This window comes from Ruegeria sp. AF8, from assembly GCF_056541825.1.
The window spans coordinates 1,021,322-1,034,915 of the sequence record NZ_JBQFYW010000001.1 but is presented as its reverse complement, the minus strand read 5'-3'; the positions used below and the strand labels follow the sequence as shown (position 1 = coordinate 1,034,915).

11 protein-coding genes are annotated in these 13,594 nt (G+C 58.0%); 4 read left to right on the top strand and 7 right to left on the bottom strand.

From position 1 onward, the window contains the following. Nucleotides 1-71: 71 nt before the first annotated feature. The 5 genes from ACR0AO_RS05240 to zwf form a co-directional block, all read right to left on the bottom strand. Nucleotides 72-884 carry an SDR family NAD(P)-dependent oxidoreductase gene (locus ACR0AO_RS05240; protein WP_480600695.1) on the bottom strand — a complete coding sequence of 271 codons (813 nt, stop codon included), beginning with the start codon at nucleotides 882-884 and terminating at the stop codon, nucleotides 72-74. 54 nt (nucleotides 885-938) lie between these two features. After that, nucleotides 939-2,558: a long-chain-fatty-acid--CoA ligase gene (locus ACR0AO_RS05235; RefSeq protein WP_480600693.1), complete on the bottom strand. Its 1,620-nt coding sequence runs from the start codon at nucleotides 2,556-2,558 to the stop codon at nucleotides 939-941. Nucleotides 2,559-2,735: 177 nt separating this feature from the next. Beyond that, nucleotides 2,736-4,343 (bottom strand): glucose-6-phosphate isomerase, encoded by a 1,608-nt coding sequence (gene pgi, locus ACR0AO_RS05230; protein WP_480600691.1) that lies wholly within the window; start codon nucleotides 4,341-4,343, stop codon nucleotides 2,736-2,738. Nucleotides 4,344-4,351: 8 nt separating this feature from the next. Next, nucleotides 4,352-5,023, bottom strand: coding sequence for a 6-phosphogluconolactonase (pgl, locus tag ACR0AO_RS05225; protein WP_480600689.1), 672 nt, complete (start codon nucleotides 5,021-5,023; stop codon nucleotides 4,352-4,354). Then, nucleotides 5,020-6,474: a glucose-6-phosphate dehydrogenase gene (gene zwf, locus ACR0AO_RS05220; RefSeq protein ID WP_480600687.1), complete on the bottom strand. Its 1,455-nt coding sequence runs from the start codon at nucleotides 6,472-6,474 to the stop codon at nucleotides 5,020-5,022. The genes pgl and zwf overlap by 4 nt, the downstream gene beginning before the upstream one ends. 160 nt (nucleotides 6,475-6,634) lie before the next feature. On the opposite strand from zwf, the gene ACR0AO_RS05215 reads away from it, so the two are divergent. Beyond that, entirely contained in the window at nucleotides 6,635-7,588 is a 954-nt protein-coding gene (locus ACR0AO_RS05215; RefSeq protein WP_480600683.1) for a radical SAM protein, read from the top strand. Between the two features lie 3 nt (nucleotides 7,589-7,591). On the opposite strand, the gene ACR0AO_RS05210 is transcribed toward ACR0AO_RS05215, so the two are convergent. Then, the gene (locus ACR0AO_RS05210; RefSeq protein WP_480600681.1) at nucleotides 7,592-8,290 is read right to left on the bottom strand and encodes a lipid-binding SYLF domain-containing protein; all 699 of its coding nucleotides are present in this window, start codon (nucleotides 8,288-8,290) and stop codon (nucleotides 7,592-7,594) included. A 128-nt stretch (nucleotides 8,291-8,418) separates the two neighbouring features. Here ACR0AO_RS05210 and ACR0AO_RS05205 point away from each other — a divergent pair, with 128 nt between their 5' ends. Then, nucleotides 8,419-9,948, top strand: coding sequence for a caspase family protein (locus ACR0AO_RS05205; protein ID WP_480600678.1), 1,530 nt, complete (start codon nucleotides 8,419-8,421; stop codon nucleotides 9,946-9,948). A gap of 11 nt (nucleotides 9,949-9,959) precedes the next feature. On the opposite strand, the gene ACR0AO_RS05200 is transcribed toward ACR0AO_RS05205, so the two are convergent. Then, nucleotides 9,960-10,229 (bottom strand): usg protein, encoded by a 270-nt coding sequence (locus tag ACR0AO_RS05200; protein ID WP_480600676.1) that lies wholly within the window; start codon nucleotides 10,227-10,229, stop codon nucleotides 9,960-9,962. A gap of 192 nt (nucleotides 10,230-10,421) precedes the next feature. On the opposite strand from ACR0AO_RS05200, the gene gyrA reads away from it, so the two are divergent. Further along, complete coding sequence (gyrA, locus tag ACR0AO_RS05195; RefSeq protein ID WP_480600674.1) at nucleotides 10,422-13,151, top strand: DNA gyrase subunit A; 2,730 nt, start codon at nucleotides 10,422-10,424, stop codon at nucleotides 13,149-13,151. Between the two features lie 54 nt (nucleotides 13,152-13,205). After that, entirely contained in the window at nucleotides 13,206-13,562 is a 357-nt protein-coding gene (locus tag ACR0AO_RS05190) for a hypothetical protein (protein WP_480600669.1), read from the top strand. The last annotated feature ends 32 nt before the right edge of the window (nucleotides 13,563-13,594 follow it).

Sequence of the window (13,594 nt, the reverse complement as noted above, 5' to 3'; positions counted from 1 at the left end):
CCAAGCTGGAATCGTAAGGCCGAAAACCTGCCGGCGTGCAGCTCGTGTTTTGATGCCTATTCACACTCATTCTACAGCTCGCCCAATTGACGACCGCTCACCATGGCCTGGGCTTGCTTCAAAGCGGTTTGTGGGACGTGATCATGTGAAAAATGCCAGAAGTGTTTCCGTCTCATTCCATCCAGAACACATTCGGCCACTGCGTCAGGGTCCATACCGACCTCAACTGCTTCAGCCACCATTTCCCCGAATGCACTGGTTTTCTCCGAAACCGGAGCCAACCTGTGCGCGTATTCCGGGCGTTCTCCGTCCACAATATGAGTGTGTGTCGCACCGGGACAGAGAACCGACGCAGTGACATTCGAACCAGAAGCCCGCAAATCTCTTTCAAGAGACTGCATCAAGCCGACAACGGCAAACTTTGATGTGTTGTACGCCGCCAGAAACGGCACGCCATACAACCCCGACTCAGACGCAGTTGCGAAAATGTGGCCATCGTTCTGAGCCTCGAACAATGGCAGGAAAACGTGCACCCCATGAATTACGCCCCATAAATTGACGGATAGAATCCACTCCCATTCCGCCATCGTCGTTTCTTGCACAGATGCGAACGGACCAACACCGGCATTGTTGCAAAGTAAATGAACAGCGCCAAACGTGTGTATCGTCTCGTCTGCTACACGCTGAACATCCTCCAGCTTTGAAACATCCGCGGTAACACAAATGGATCTACCAGTAAGACTGGACGCAGTGTCATCGAGTGCAGGTCCGTGGTGTCCAACAAGAACAAGGTTCATACCTGATTTTGACAGAGCCCGCGCAAGACTGCGACCGATGCCGCTTCCGGCTCCTGTTACGACTGCCGTTTTTCCCTCTGTTTCCATCTACACCGCTCCAACTGGTCATGTGCCGGACAGCAACCGCATGACGCAAGTTTTCTACCGCAACAAAACATCGGCAAATTCGTCACGCAATTTCCGCTTCAGAACCTTGCCTGTGGCATTCAGCGGCAGCGCGTCGACAAACACCGCCTTGTCCGGAATTTGCCAACTGGCGATCTTGCCGTCGAAAAAGGCCAGAAGTTCCTGCTCGGACGGGTCTTCGCCATCCGCCTTCACCGCAACCAAAAGCGGCCGTTCGTCCCATTTGGGGTGTTTCACCCCGACAACTGCGGCGGTGGCGAGTTTCGGATGGGCAACCGCGATATTTTCCAGCTCGACCGAACTAATCCACTCGCCCCCCGACTTTATAATGTCCTTGGACCGGTCGCGGATGGTCATGTAGCCATCGGGATCGAGTGTCGCGACATCGCCGGTGGCAAACCAGCCATCCTGCAGCAAATACTGATCTTCCATATGAAAATAGCTGTTCAGCACCCAATGCCCGCGCACCAAAAGATCACCCTGTGTCACCCCGTCATTCGGCAGGTCATTTCCGTCATCATCAACGATTTTCAATTCGATCCCGAACGGCGGACGCCCCTGGCTTTCGCGCAACCGGTGTTGTTCTTCAATCGGCAGGTCCTGGTGCCTGGCAAGCGGAACGTTCGTACTTCCCAGTGGGCTCATTTCCGTCATGCCCCACGCGTGAATAGTATCGACGCCATATTGGTCGCGGAACGTCTCGATCATCGATGGCGGACAGGCCGATCCACCGATGACCGTTCGTTGCAGGCTTTCCAGCTTGCTGTCGGATTTTGTTGCGGCGGCCAGCAGTCCCTGCCAGATCGTCGGAACACCCAGCGAAGTCGTCACGCCATATGTGTCGATCAGTTCGACAAGCGCCTCACCCGTCAGGTTCGGCCCCGGCAGCACCATCCGCGAGCCGGACATCGCACAGGCATAGGGCGACCCCCAGGCGTTGACATGAAACATCGGCACCACAGGCAGCACCGTGTCCATCGCCGAATACCCGATCACATCCCGAGTATTGGACGCAATGCTGTGCAAAACGGTCGACCGGTGCGTATACAGTACCCCCTTCGGGTGCCCCGTGGTGCCCGATGTATAACAAAGGCTTGAGGCTGTGTTTTCATCAAAATCCGGCCACTCGAATTCGGTGGTTCCGGTTTCAATGACCTCGTCATAGAACAAAAGCCCCGGAATCTGATCGGCAGCCGCCTTGTCGCGCGGACCCATCAACACGAAATGGCGCACTTCGGTCAGCTTTCGGCGCAGCGCCGCGACGAGGGGAACAAAGGTCACATCGAACAGGACCACGCGGTCCTGGGCATGATTGATGATATAGGCAAGCTGTTCGGGAAACAGCCGCGGATTGATCGTATGACAGACAAATCCGGCGCCCGATGAGGCAAAGTAAATCTCCAGATGACGGCGGTTGTTCCAGGCGATGGTGGCGACCCTGTCCTGCGGTTCCAGCCCAAGCTTCGTCAGAGCAGAACCCAAGCGGCGGGCATTTGCGGCAATCCCGCCCCAGCTTGTCTGTGTCACGCCGCCTGTGGTTTCCACTGACCAGATTTCGGTTTTCCCGTGATAGCGTTCGGCGTGCTCGATCAGGGAAGAGATCAGCAGCGGCTGCGCCATCATTTGACCAAGCATGCAAAATCCTCCCCTTAGGAATGGCGTTGTTGATCTGCGCCTTGCCCGGCACACCTTTCTCACGACCCGGACAGGTTACGCTGCGCCGCAAACTCTCCTCCGGGAAACCCTGCCAATCAATTCCCGCAAAGGCAACAATTTAGAACCGGACTCCGGAACCGGAAAGGCCGCCTGGGTTTAATCCCGATATCGAAGCGCATAAGCGGCCAAAGCCGATGTCGAGCCATTGATGCCCTCGACACTCACTTCACCATCGACAACAGGCCCCAGAGCCGTCGCCAGTTCCTTGCCAAGCTCGACGCCCCATTGGTCGAAAGAGTTGATGCCCAGAATGGCGCCTTCGACAAACACGCGATGTTCATAAAGGGCGATGATCTGACCCAAGGTGTACGGTGTCAGTTTGGGATACATCAAGGTTGTCGAAGGGCGGTTTCCGGGAAAAACGCGATGTCGCGCCTGGCGTTCCAGTTCTGCCCCGGACAGGCCCTTTTCCGCCATACGCGCACGTGCCTCGTCCAACGAGCGGCCGCGCATCAAGGCTTCGGACTGTGCAAGACAGTTTGCAAGCAGCAATCGGTGGTGATGGGCCAACTCCGGTTCGTGACCTTCGGCTGCGACCATGAATTCGCAGGGGACCACATCCGTGCCCTGATGGATCAGCTGAAAAAACGCGTGCTGGCCGTTCGTTCCGGGCTCGCCCCAGACAACCGGCCCGGACGGGTATCGCAAGGCGGTTCCGTCCATCTCGACGGATTTTCCGTTCGATTCCATCTCCAGTTGCTGCAGATAGGCCGGAAGGCGCAAAAGCCGTTGATCATAGGGCAGAACCGCACGGCTGGGATAGTTCAGAACCTGCCGGTGCCAGATCCCGGTCAACGCCAGCATGACCGGCATGTTCTCACCCCATGCGGCTGATCGGAAATGCAGGTCCATTGCCTGACCACCGCGCAGAAAAGCGTCGAACGCTTGTGACCCGACCGCGATCATCACCGGCAGACCGATCGGCCCCCAAATCGAATAGCGCCCACCGACCCAATCCGCAAAACCGAATACATGCTCGGACGGGATGCCGAATGCCTCGGTCAGGTCCGCAGCCGTGGACACGGCGGCAAATTGTCGTGTCGGGTCGCCGCCCCCGTCTTTCATCCAGGCCCGTGCGGTGCGGGCATTGGTCATGGTTTCGACGGTGGTGAAGGTTTTCGACGCCACGATCACCAATGTGCGCGCCGGGTTCAGCGGGCGCAGAGTGTCCGCGATATGTGCGCCGTCCACATTCGACACGAAATGCAACCTTGGCCCGTCGTGATACGGAGACAGAGCATGGGTCGCCATGACCGGCCCCAGATCCGAACCACCGATGCCGATATTCACGACATCTGTATAGCTGCCCCCTGCCCCCTGTGACGCACCGCCACGAATCTTCTCGGCAAAAAGGCGCATGCGCTGCAAACCATCCAGAACACCGGGCATGACATCTTCGCCATCCACCTCGACCGGGCCACCGTCGAGATTGCGCAGCGCGGTATGCAGAACGGCACGGTTTTCGGTTTCGTTGATCCTTGCCCCGGAAAACATCGCCTCGCGGCGCTTTGCCAGATCGACCTTGTCACAAAGCGCCAAAAGGCTGTCGCGGGCCTGCTCGTCGATCTGCGTCTTGGAAAAGTCGAGCAAAAGATCGCCCGTCGAGGCGGAAAACCTTTCGGCCCGGTTCGGATCGGCCCTGAACAGTTCCAGAATGTTCCGGCTTCGCGCCCTGGCCGCCAAAGCCTTAAGGTCTTCGAACATCAAAATACTCATTCCGCCCAATGCACCGACATACCGCGCAAAACCGCCGCGATCGGCGCGTCTTCGGGCGGCAGAGACATCGCGCGCTCGAAAGCGTCGCGTTTTTCCGGGCCATAAATGATCAGATGCTTGGACAGCGCGCCATCCAGCACCGGCCCGGTCAGCGTGATCCTCACTTCGGGCTGAGATTCCGGACGCGCGACCGCCAGTATCGGCGCATCGTCGGCCAGTGCACTCATCAACCCCGGCATTCCCGGAAAAAGAGACGCCGTGTGCATGTCCTCGCCCATCCCCAGAACAAGAACCGACAGCGGCAGTTCCGGGGCAAGCATGGCTTCGACTTCCGGCAGGGAATCCTCGGGAGTTGATCCGTGCGCGAACAATGGCAGGAACCGGGCGGAAGCGGCGCGGTTGACCATCAGACGCTCCTTGATCAGGCGGGCATTCGAGCGGTCGTGATCCTCGGGTACGCAGCGTTCGTCGGTGGGCAGAACGTGCACCCTGTCCCATTCGATATCCGCAGCGCACAGGCTGTCGAAAATCGGCCCCGGAGTTGTTCCCCCGGGCACGGCAAATGAAGCGGTTTCCTCGTGAAACAACACTGCCTCAAGCTCTCCGGCCAGCATGTTTGCGACGTCCATGGCCAACAGATCGCGATCCGCGTATTCCTGAACTTTCATGGTTTTATCCCTTGCCAACGGCGACCGTCGCGTTTCATCAGCAGTTCGGCGTCGCCCGGGCCAATACTGCCACACTCATAGGGTTTTGGCACGTCGTTCCGCGCCTCCCACCCCGCGATGACCGGGTCGGTCCATGCCCATGCGGCCTCGACCTCGTCACCACGCATGAACAACGTCTGGTTGCCACGCACCACATCCATGATCAACCTTTCGTAAGCGTCGGGTGGATCCTGGTTTTCCGGTCCCAGCGCTTCGGCGAAACTCATGTCCAGCGGAACATCGACAAGGCGCATACCACCCTGCCCCGGCTCCTTGATCGTCACTTTCAGCGTTATGCCCTCGTTCGGCTGCAACCGGATCGACAGCACATTGGCGTGCCGCCCGGCCTCTTCACCGAAAATCGAATGGGGCGCATCCTTGAACATCACATTGATGACCGAAGACCGGGCGACCAGCCGTTTCCCCGTACGCAGATAGAAAGGCGTGCCCGCCCAACGCCAGTTACTGATATGGGTGCGCAAGGCGACATAGCTTTCCGTCGTGGAGCGCGGATTGCCCACCACATCGCGATATCCGGCCTGCCCCTGCGCGGCCACGAACTGCCCCCGCACGATGTGGTGCGGCAGCACCGGGTCAAGTGCGCGGATCACTTTGAGCTTTTCATCCCGCACCGCGTCCGGATCAAACTTGGCAGGCGGCTCCATCGCAATCAGGCACAAGAGCTGCATCAGGTGGTTCTGCATCATGTCCCGCATCGCGCCGGCGCGATCATAATAGCCCTCGCGCCCGTCAACGCCGACTGTTTCGGCGACCGTGATCTGGATGTGATCCACATATTGGCTGTTCCACAAAGGTTCAAACAGCATATTGCCGAACCGCACCGCCATCAGGTTCTGAACGGTTTCCTTTCCCAGATAATGGTCGATCCGGTAAATCTGTCTTTCGTGGAAATGCCCGGCCAGCGTCCTGTTCAGTTCCCTGGCACTTGCGAGATCATGTCCGAAAGGCTTTTCCACGACGATCCGGGTCCGGTCGGTGGCCATGCCGTGCGCTTCGATCCGCTCGGCCAGAGAACCGAACAGGCGCGGCCCGACTGAGAAATAGAACGCGCGCGCTCTGTCCGGTGAAAGCCGCTGGGCAAGATCCCGCCATCCTACAGAGCCTTGCGCCTCGATTCGCACATATCCGACGCGCGCCAGGAAAGCCTGCAAGGCTTGTTCATCCTTTGCGCGGTCCGCGGCATGGTCCTTCAAATATCCTGCGACCAATGCGCGATAGCTCGCGTCGTCATGATCGCTGCGTGCAGCGCCCAGCAACAATACATCCGTTGGCCACTGCCCCGCACAGTAACGCTGAAACAGTGCCGGCAAAATCTTGCGCCGGGCAAGGTCGCCGGTGCCGCCGAAAATGACGAGGTCGAAAGGATCAACAGGAATGACGCGTGAAACCATGATCTGTCCTTAACGCCGATCCGGCTCTCTGTCTAATGTTGGCGCAATCATTTCTGTCATCTCGCTAAATCAAAACTCTGTCAGTACCTTATGCTCTACTTTAACTTTCATCACCCGTCAGGATAGAACGATCAAACAGGTTCAAAATCCGGATGTAAGTATGAAAGACCACGCCTCTCAAAGTGCCAATCTGAGCAAGTTTCAGGACAAATACGTGACAGCCGACGGCCAAATCCGCGCCTCTGTCAGCCTGAACAATCCGCAGACTTTGTGGTTTAACACCGGAACCCTGTGCAATATCGAATGCGTCAATTGTTATATTGACAGCAGCCCAACCAACGACGCCTTGATCTATATCACCGCCGCAGACATGCGCCCGTATCTCGATCAGATCGAGGAACGGAACTGGCCGGTCCGGGAAATCGGCTTCACGGGCGGCGAGCCTTTCATGAACCCTGAACTGATCTCCATGGCCCGCGCAGCGTTGGAGCGGGGATACGAAGTTCTGATTCTGACCAACGCCATGCAGCCGATGATGCGTCCAAAGATCCTTGAGGGGTTGATGAACCTCAACCGTAACTATGGCAATCTGCTGACCTTGCGCATATCGGTCGATCACCCCCGCGCGGAACTGCACGACACCGAACGCGGCGCGGGCAGCTTTGCAAAAACACGTGAAGGCATGAAATGGCTGCGCGACAACGGGTTCCGGATGACCGTCGCCGGTCGCACCGTCTGGGGCGAGACCGATGCCAAAAGCCGAGCGGGCTATGCAGCCTTTTACAAACAAAACGGGTTTGACATCGACGCCAACGACCCCAGTCAGACGGTTCTGTTTCCCGAAATGGACGAATCCGTAGAAGTGCCCGAAATCACGACGGCCTGCTGGGGCATTCTGAACAAGTCGCCGACTGACGTGATGTGCGCAAGCTCTCGCATGGTGGTCAAGCGCAAAGGCGCCTCAAAGCCGGTAGTTCTGGCCTGTACCCTGTTGCCCTATTCGGCCGAGTTCGAGTTGGGTTCTTCGCTGGAAGAGGCTGAATCTGACGTTCAGTTGAACCATCCCCATTGCGCCAAGTTCTGCGTGCTTGGCGGGGCCAGCTGTTCGGCGTGACACTCAATTCAGCTCGGGCGATTTCCAATACTTCGTGCCGGAAGCGCTGGCCGCGACCCGCCATCCATTCTTGCTGAGCACGAAAAACGTCCTGCCATCGACGAACCGGGCTGTTTCCTGCGTGTTGCCGTCGCCGAACATCGCCCCGGTCTCGGCTGTGGCGTCGTAGCCGTCTGTTACGAACTTGTCGAAATCCGCCTGGGTCTCGAACAAGATAACGAACTCGGTCTTGAAACCGCCAATTCCCATTGCGGCCCCGACCCCCCCGGTGCCCATGTTCATATAGGTGCGCTGATCATCCGGCTTGAAAACGGCAACCCCACGGCCATAGCCTGCGGAAACCGGAAAAACCGTGATCTTCCGGGTGTCGAAAGCCGCATATCCCGCGCTGACTTCATACAGTCGGGCCGCGTCTTCATTTTCACTTAAAAGCCGCGCCAGAATCCCGTCGGCCATCGCGTCCAGTTTCTCGCGGGTCTCCTCGGGCGTGGCTTCGTTGGTGACAAGCTCGGCGGTTGAATCGACCGTTTCACCAACCTTATCCGCCCCGTGTTCCAGAGATTCGCCAACCTTTTGCGCCCCCTGCCCCACAGCATCCGCGGTGTTTTCCGCGCCCTTTTTGATCTTGTCCAAAAGTCCGTCTGCCACAGCCGGGGTGAAGAACGCGGCCAAACATACGGACGACAAAAAAGCTCTGAACATGAAATTTTCCTTGGATTTCGACCGGCAACGTCCCGACAATGGCCAAAACCCTCACAGATTGGCATTCTTCCGGCAATGCAAAAAACTGAAAACGGAAATTTCGGCGGACAAATGTTCAGAGGAAATTCATGCGTTGGTTACTGACATTCACGCTGGTGGTTTTCGTCAGTCCTGTCTGGGCGCAGGAACGCCGCGCCCTGATCATCGGGAATGACGATTATCAGGAGGTCGAGAAACTCGACAAGGCCGTTGCTGACGCGCTGTCCTTTTCTGCGGCACTCAACGTTCTGGGGTTCGATATTCAGGTGGCCACCGATGCAGGGCGGCGTGGCATGAACCGTGAAATCTCGGAATTCACGTCGCGACTGCAGCCAGGGGACGTGGCGCTGGTGTTCTTTGCCGGGCATGGGGTCGAGATTGATGGCGAAAACTATTTGCTTCCGACCGACATCGTCGCGCCTGCAACCGGCGAAAGCGATTTTGTTAGGTCCGAATCGATCGCCCTGTCGGACCTGCTGGATCGCATTCGGGCCACCGGGGCACGCACCTCCATCGCGATCATAGATGCCTGCCGCAACAATCCTTTCGAAACAACTACGGGTCGAAGCATTGGCAAAACCAGGGGGTTAGGACGGATTACCGCGCCACAGGGAACGTTCGTCATCTTTTCCGCAGGCGCGGGACAACTGGCGCTGGACCGGCTTGATGACGAGGACGCTGCGGAAAACTCCGTTTTCACGAGGGCTCTGCTGCCGCTTTTGTCTGAGCCGGGGTTGGAACTTCGAACATTGATGTCGGACCTCCGGGTCAGGGTGCGCGACCTTGCACGCACCGTCCAACACACTCAGGTACCGGCATATTACGACGAGTTGATCGGAGAGTTCTATTTCGCCGCCACTTCCGAAACACAACCCATCGCTCAAACCTTACCCGACGACGGCGACAACATTCACGCGGATCTGGCGCTGGCACGTACGATCGGTACGATTCAGGCCTATGACACTTTCCTGGACCGATACTCCGATCGATCGGAGGACTACGCCTTTCAGATTGCCCTGAAGCTGCGGGAGACGCTGCAAGATCGTGGTTCTGCGGAGCCGCGCGCAACCAAGCCTGCCACGGCGGACGAAGCCCAAAATCTGATCCGGCAAACTCAAACCGAACTCAACAGGCTGGGTTGCTCCGCCGGGCGACCGGACGGCGTGGCAGGGCGCAAGACTAGTGCCGGTTTTCGGGCTTATCTGACTGCCAGCAAATCTTCTTTGAGCTCCGGCGATCTGGGCAGCGAGAAAGCTCTGGTGGAGCTGCAAGGCAAATCTGGACCGGTTTGCATAGAAGCCCCGGTTCCCGAGCGCAGCTCGACCGGACCATCGCTTGCCGGGGCATGGTCGTTTTCGGCCACCTGCGCGGCGTTCCTCAAAGTCACTGGTTCCGTGCGCTATGCACAAGCCGGGCCGAATTTCTTTCGCGGCCAGATATCGGATTCTCTTGGACAGTCAGGAACTGCGGAAGTGTACCTGTCGGGTCAGGACATCAGTGGGAAAAGCTACTTTCCCGGCAAAACAAATGTCTTTTCCGGGCGTCTTGCACCCGATGGCAATAGCTTTACAACTGTCGGCACGTCCACCTGCAAGGTTCAGGCCAGACGATTGCAATAACGCCCAAGGCGTCAGTTCAATCTGTACTCTCCGACGATATTCCGCCATTCTCCCGACGAAAGCATTTTTCGGTGGGTAAAGCGGACGGAATGCAATGGGCCTTCGATCTCGCGCTGCCAAAACTCGATGAATCCAAATAGCTTCGGATGATCGGGCGCGAGGTCGTAGTCCTGCCAAATAAAGGTGTTCAGAACGTGGATATAATCGGGCATGTGATAAAATATCTCTGCCGTCGTCAGGCCATAGCCTTTGAGCATCAATTCGGTTTCGCTTTTTTCCATACGGACCTCCGGTTTCTACCTCGGTCACTCTAGGATAGCACGATTTTCGGCAAACACGCACGAAAACAATGTGTTACTGTTTCGTGAACATGAAAAAACGGGAACAGCCGCTGTTTGCTTGCACCTTATATGCGCATTCTGATAAGATGCATCCACAAGATATAGACCCTGCACAAAGAACGGGCAGTTTACGTGAGCGATACGCCAGAAACCCCTGAAAACACCGACGAAACCCCGCCTCGGCGCCCGGCGTATGACGGCCCGACGATCTCCATCGAATCCGAGATGCGCACGTCCTATCTGGACTATGCCATGTCGGTCATCGTCAGCCGCGCGATCCCCGATCTGCGCGACGGCCTGAAACCGGTGCACCGGCGTATCCTCTATGCGATGCGTGAAGGCGGTTACACTCATGACAAGCCCTATCGCAAATCGGCAAAATCCGTGGGCGATGTCATGGGGTCGTACCACCCGCATGGCGACAGCGCGATCTACGACGCGCTGGTGCGTATGGCACAGGATTTCTCGATGTCGCTGATGCTGATTGATGGGCAGGGCAATTTCGGCTCAATGGACGGCGACAACCCGGCGGCCATGCGTTACACCGAATCGCGGCTGGCCAAGTCCGCAACGGCGCTGCTTGATGATCTGGACAAAGACACAGTAGACTTCCAGGATAACTACGACGGGAAAGAGCGCGAACCTACCGTTCTGCCAGCGAAATATCCCAATATGCTGGTCAATGGCGCCGGTGGTATCGCCGTCGGTATGGCGACAAACATCCCACCACACAATCTGGGTGAAGTCGTCGATGCGACGCTGGCCCTGATAGAAGACCCGGACCTGACCTCGGAACAACTGATCGAATACGTCCCTGGCCCCGACTTTCCGACAGGCGGCGTGATGCTGGGCCGCTCGGGCGCGCGCAAGGCGTATCTTGAGGGCCGCGGCAGCGTCATCATCCGTGCGAAAACGCGGGTGGAGGAACTGCGCAAGGATCGCTATGCCATTATCGTCGATGAGATCCCCTATCAGGTAAATAAAGCCGCGATGATCGAAAAGATCGCAGAGGCCGTGCGTGAAAAACGGATCGAAGGCGTCGCCCATGTGCAGGACGAATCCGACCGAGACGGCGTGCGTGTCGTGGTCGAACTGAAGCGCGATGCGACGCCAGAGGTGGTCTTGAACCAGCTCTTTCGTTTCTCGCCCATGCAGACGTCTTTTGGCTGCAACATGCTGGCGCTGAATGGCGGCCGCCCCGAGCAGTTGACCCTGCGCCGGTTCCTGACCTGCTTCATCGACTTCCGCGAAGATGTCGTCGCCCGCCGCACCGCCTATGACCTGCGCAAGGCGCGCGAACGCAGCCACATCCTGTGCGGTCTGGCCGTGGCCGTTTCCAATGTGGACGAGGTGGTCGCAACAATCCGCAGTTCGGCAGACGCGGCCGAAGCGCGTCAGAAACTGATGACCCGTCGCTGGCCGGCGGCGGATATCGCGGGCTACATTCAACTGATTGACGACCCGACTCACACGATGAACGAGGACGGCACTTACAATCTGTCCGAAACCCAGGCCCGCGCGATCCTCGAACTGCGCCTGCAGCGCCTGACCCAACTGGGTGTCAAGGAAGTCACCGACGAGTTGGAGGAACTGGCGCGCAAGATCAAGGAATACCTTGAAATTCTCGGCTCGCGCGAGCGGATCATGTCTATTATCGCCGACGAACTGCGCGAAGTGCGCGAGAATTTTGCCGTACCGCGCCGCACCGAAATCGTCGACTGGTCAGGCGACATGGAAGACGAGGACCTGATCGAGCGCGAAGACATGGTGGTGACCGTCACCTCGGGCGGCTACATCAAACGCACGCCGCTGGCCGATTTCCGCGCGCAAAAACGTGGTGGCAAGGGTCTTTCGGGAATGCAGACCAAGGAAGAGGACGTAGTCACCACCCTCTTCGTGGCGAACACGCATACCCAGCTTCTGTTCTTCACCACGGACGGCATGGTCTACAAGCTCAAGACCTGGCGCTTGCCGCAATCGGGGCGCACAGGCAAGGGCAAGGCCATCGTCAATATTCTGCCGATCCCTACGGGTGTCTCAATCGCGGCGATCATGCCGGTGGATGTTCCGGATGAGGAATGGGAGAACCTGCAGATCGTCTTTGCCACCAGCGCCGGTGATGTGCGCCGCAACGCGCTGAGCGATTTCACCAACGTTAAGCGGAACGGCAAGATCGCCATGGATCTGCCGGAAGGTGTGGAACTTGTGAACGCCCGCATCTGCTCGGAAGCTGACGACGTAATGCTGGTGACGAATTCGGGTCGTGCGATCCGTTTCCAGACCACCGATGTCCGGGTCTTCAAGGGCCGCAAATCAACCGGCGTGCGCGGCATCCGGTTGTCGGGGAATGACCGCGTGGTCTCGATGTCTGTGATCCGCCATTTCGAGGCGACTTCGGACGAGCGTGCGGCCTATCTCAAGATGCGCCGCGCCGTGGCAGGGCTGGCCGACGATGCCGAGGCATCGGACGAGGAAGGCGACGCCATGACCTCGATCAGCCAGGAGCGTTACGCCGAAATGTCGGCGGCCGAAAACCTGATCCTGACCATTTCGGCGGGCGGTTCGGGCAAGCTGAGTTCGTCGCACGACTATCCGGTGCGCGGTCGTGGAGGCATGGGTGTCGCGGCGATGGACAAAGCGATGCGCGGCGGCGAACTGGTCGCATCCTTCCCGGTCGAAATCGACGACCAGATCATGCTGGCCACATCCAGAGGTCAATCGATCCGTGTCCCGGTTGACGGTATTTCTTTCCGCTCACGCTCGGCGGGCGGTGTAAAAGTGTTCAACACCGGCAGGGGTGAAGAAGTCGTGAGTGTCGCCTGGATCGCGGATCAGGGTGACGAGGATGCAGCAGACAGCTGAGTATCTGTGAAATGAGCGGCGCTTGCGCCGCTCATTGCCTTGTTCGAGAGCATGATGAAACACCTGATCCTTCCGACCATCGTATTTTCTGCTATTTCCGCCATCCCTGCCCAAGCCGAAGAATTGCTGGGAACTGATTTGATCGAAGCAATCCGTGGCCGGCACTTCGACTGCGTGATGGGCGAAACGCCCCTTGAATGGATCGTTTCGGATGTGGCAGCGGATGCGTCGTCCATTCCTTATTCTGCGGTTGTGCGCGGCAAGACGGTCACGGCGGAATACACGCTGAGTCCCGCCGGTCGCCTCACCTCGGATGGTTATGGTGACGAACGGCGGGTCGAGAGGATTGCCAACGGAAACCTGAGCGTTGCACGCTCTGACGGGCGCGACATGGAATGCGTTCCGCGCTGAGCTGAGAGCGTCCTCTCAGCCAGTATCAATAT

Excerpts from the sequence above, each read along its gene's own strand:
- ACR0AO_RS05235 (WP_480600693.1), bottom strand. The coding sequence starts at position 2,558 with ATGCTTGGTCAAATGATGGCGCAGCCGCTGCTGATCTCTTCCCTGATC.
- ACR0AO_RS05205 (WP_480600678.1), top strand. The coding sequence starts at position 8,419 with ATGCGTTGGTTACTGACATTCACGCTGGTGGTTTTCGTCAGTCCTGTC.
- ACR0AO_RS05240 (WP_480600695.1), bottom strand. The coding sequence starts at position 884 with ATGGAAACAGAGGGAAAAACGGCAGTCGTAACAGGAGCCGGAAGCGGC.
- zwf (WP_480600687.1), bottom strand. The coding sequence starts at position 6,474 with ATGGTTTCACGCGTCATTCCTGTTGATCCTTTCGACCTCGTCATTTTC.
- ACR0AO_RS05200 (WP_480600676.1), bottom strand. The coding sequence starts at position 10,229 with ATGGAAAAAAGCGAAACCGAATTGATGCTCAAAGGCTATGGCCTGACG.
- ACR0AO_RS05215 (WP_480600683.1), top strand. The coding sequence starts at position 6,635 with ATGAAAGACCACGCCTCTCAAAGTGCCAATCTGAGCAAGTTTCAGGAC.
- ACR0AO_RS05210 (WP_480600681.1), bottom strand. The coding sequence starts at position 8,290 with ATGTTCAGAGCTTTTTTGTCGTCCGTATGTTTGGCCGCGTTCTTCACC.
- pgl (WP_480600689.1), bottom strand. The coding sequence starts at position 5,023 with ATGAAAGTTCAGGAATACGCGGATCGCGATCTGTTGGCCATGGACGTC.
- ACR0AO_RS05190 (WP_480600669.1), top strand. The coding sequence starts at position 13,206 with ATGAAACACCTGATCCTTCCGACCATCGTATTTTCTGCTATTTCCGCC.
- pgi (WP_480600691.1), bottom strand. The coding sequence starts at position 4,343 with ATGTTCGAAGACCTTAAGGCTTTGGCGGCCAGGGCGCGAAGCCGGAAC.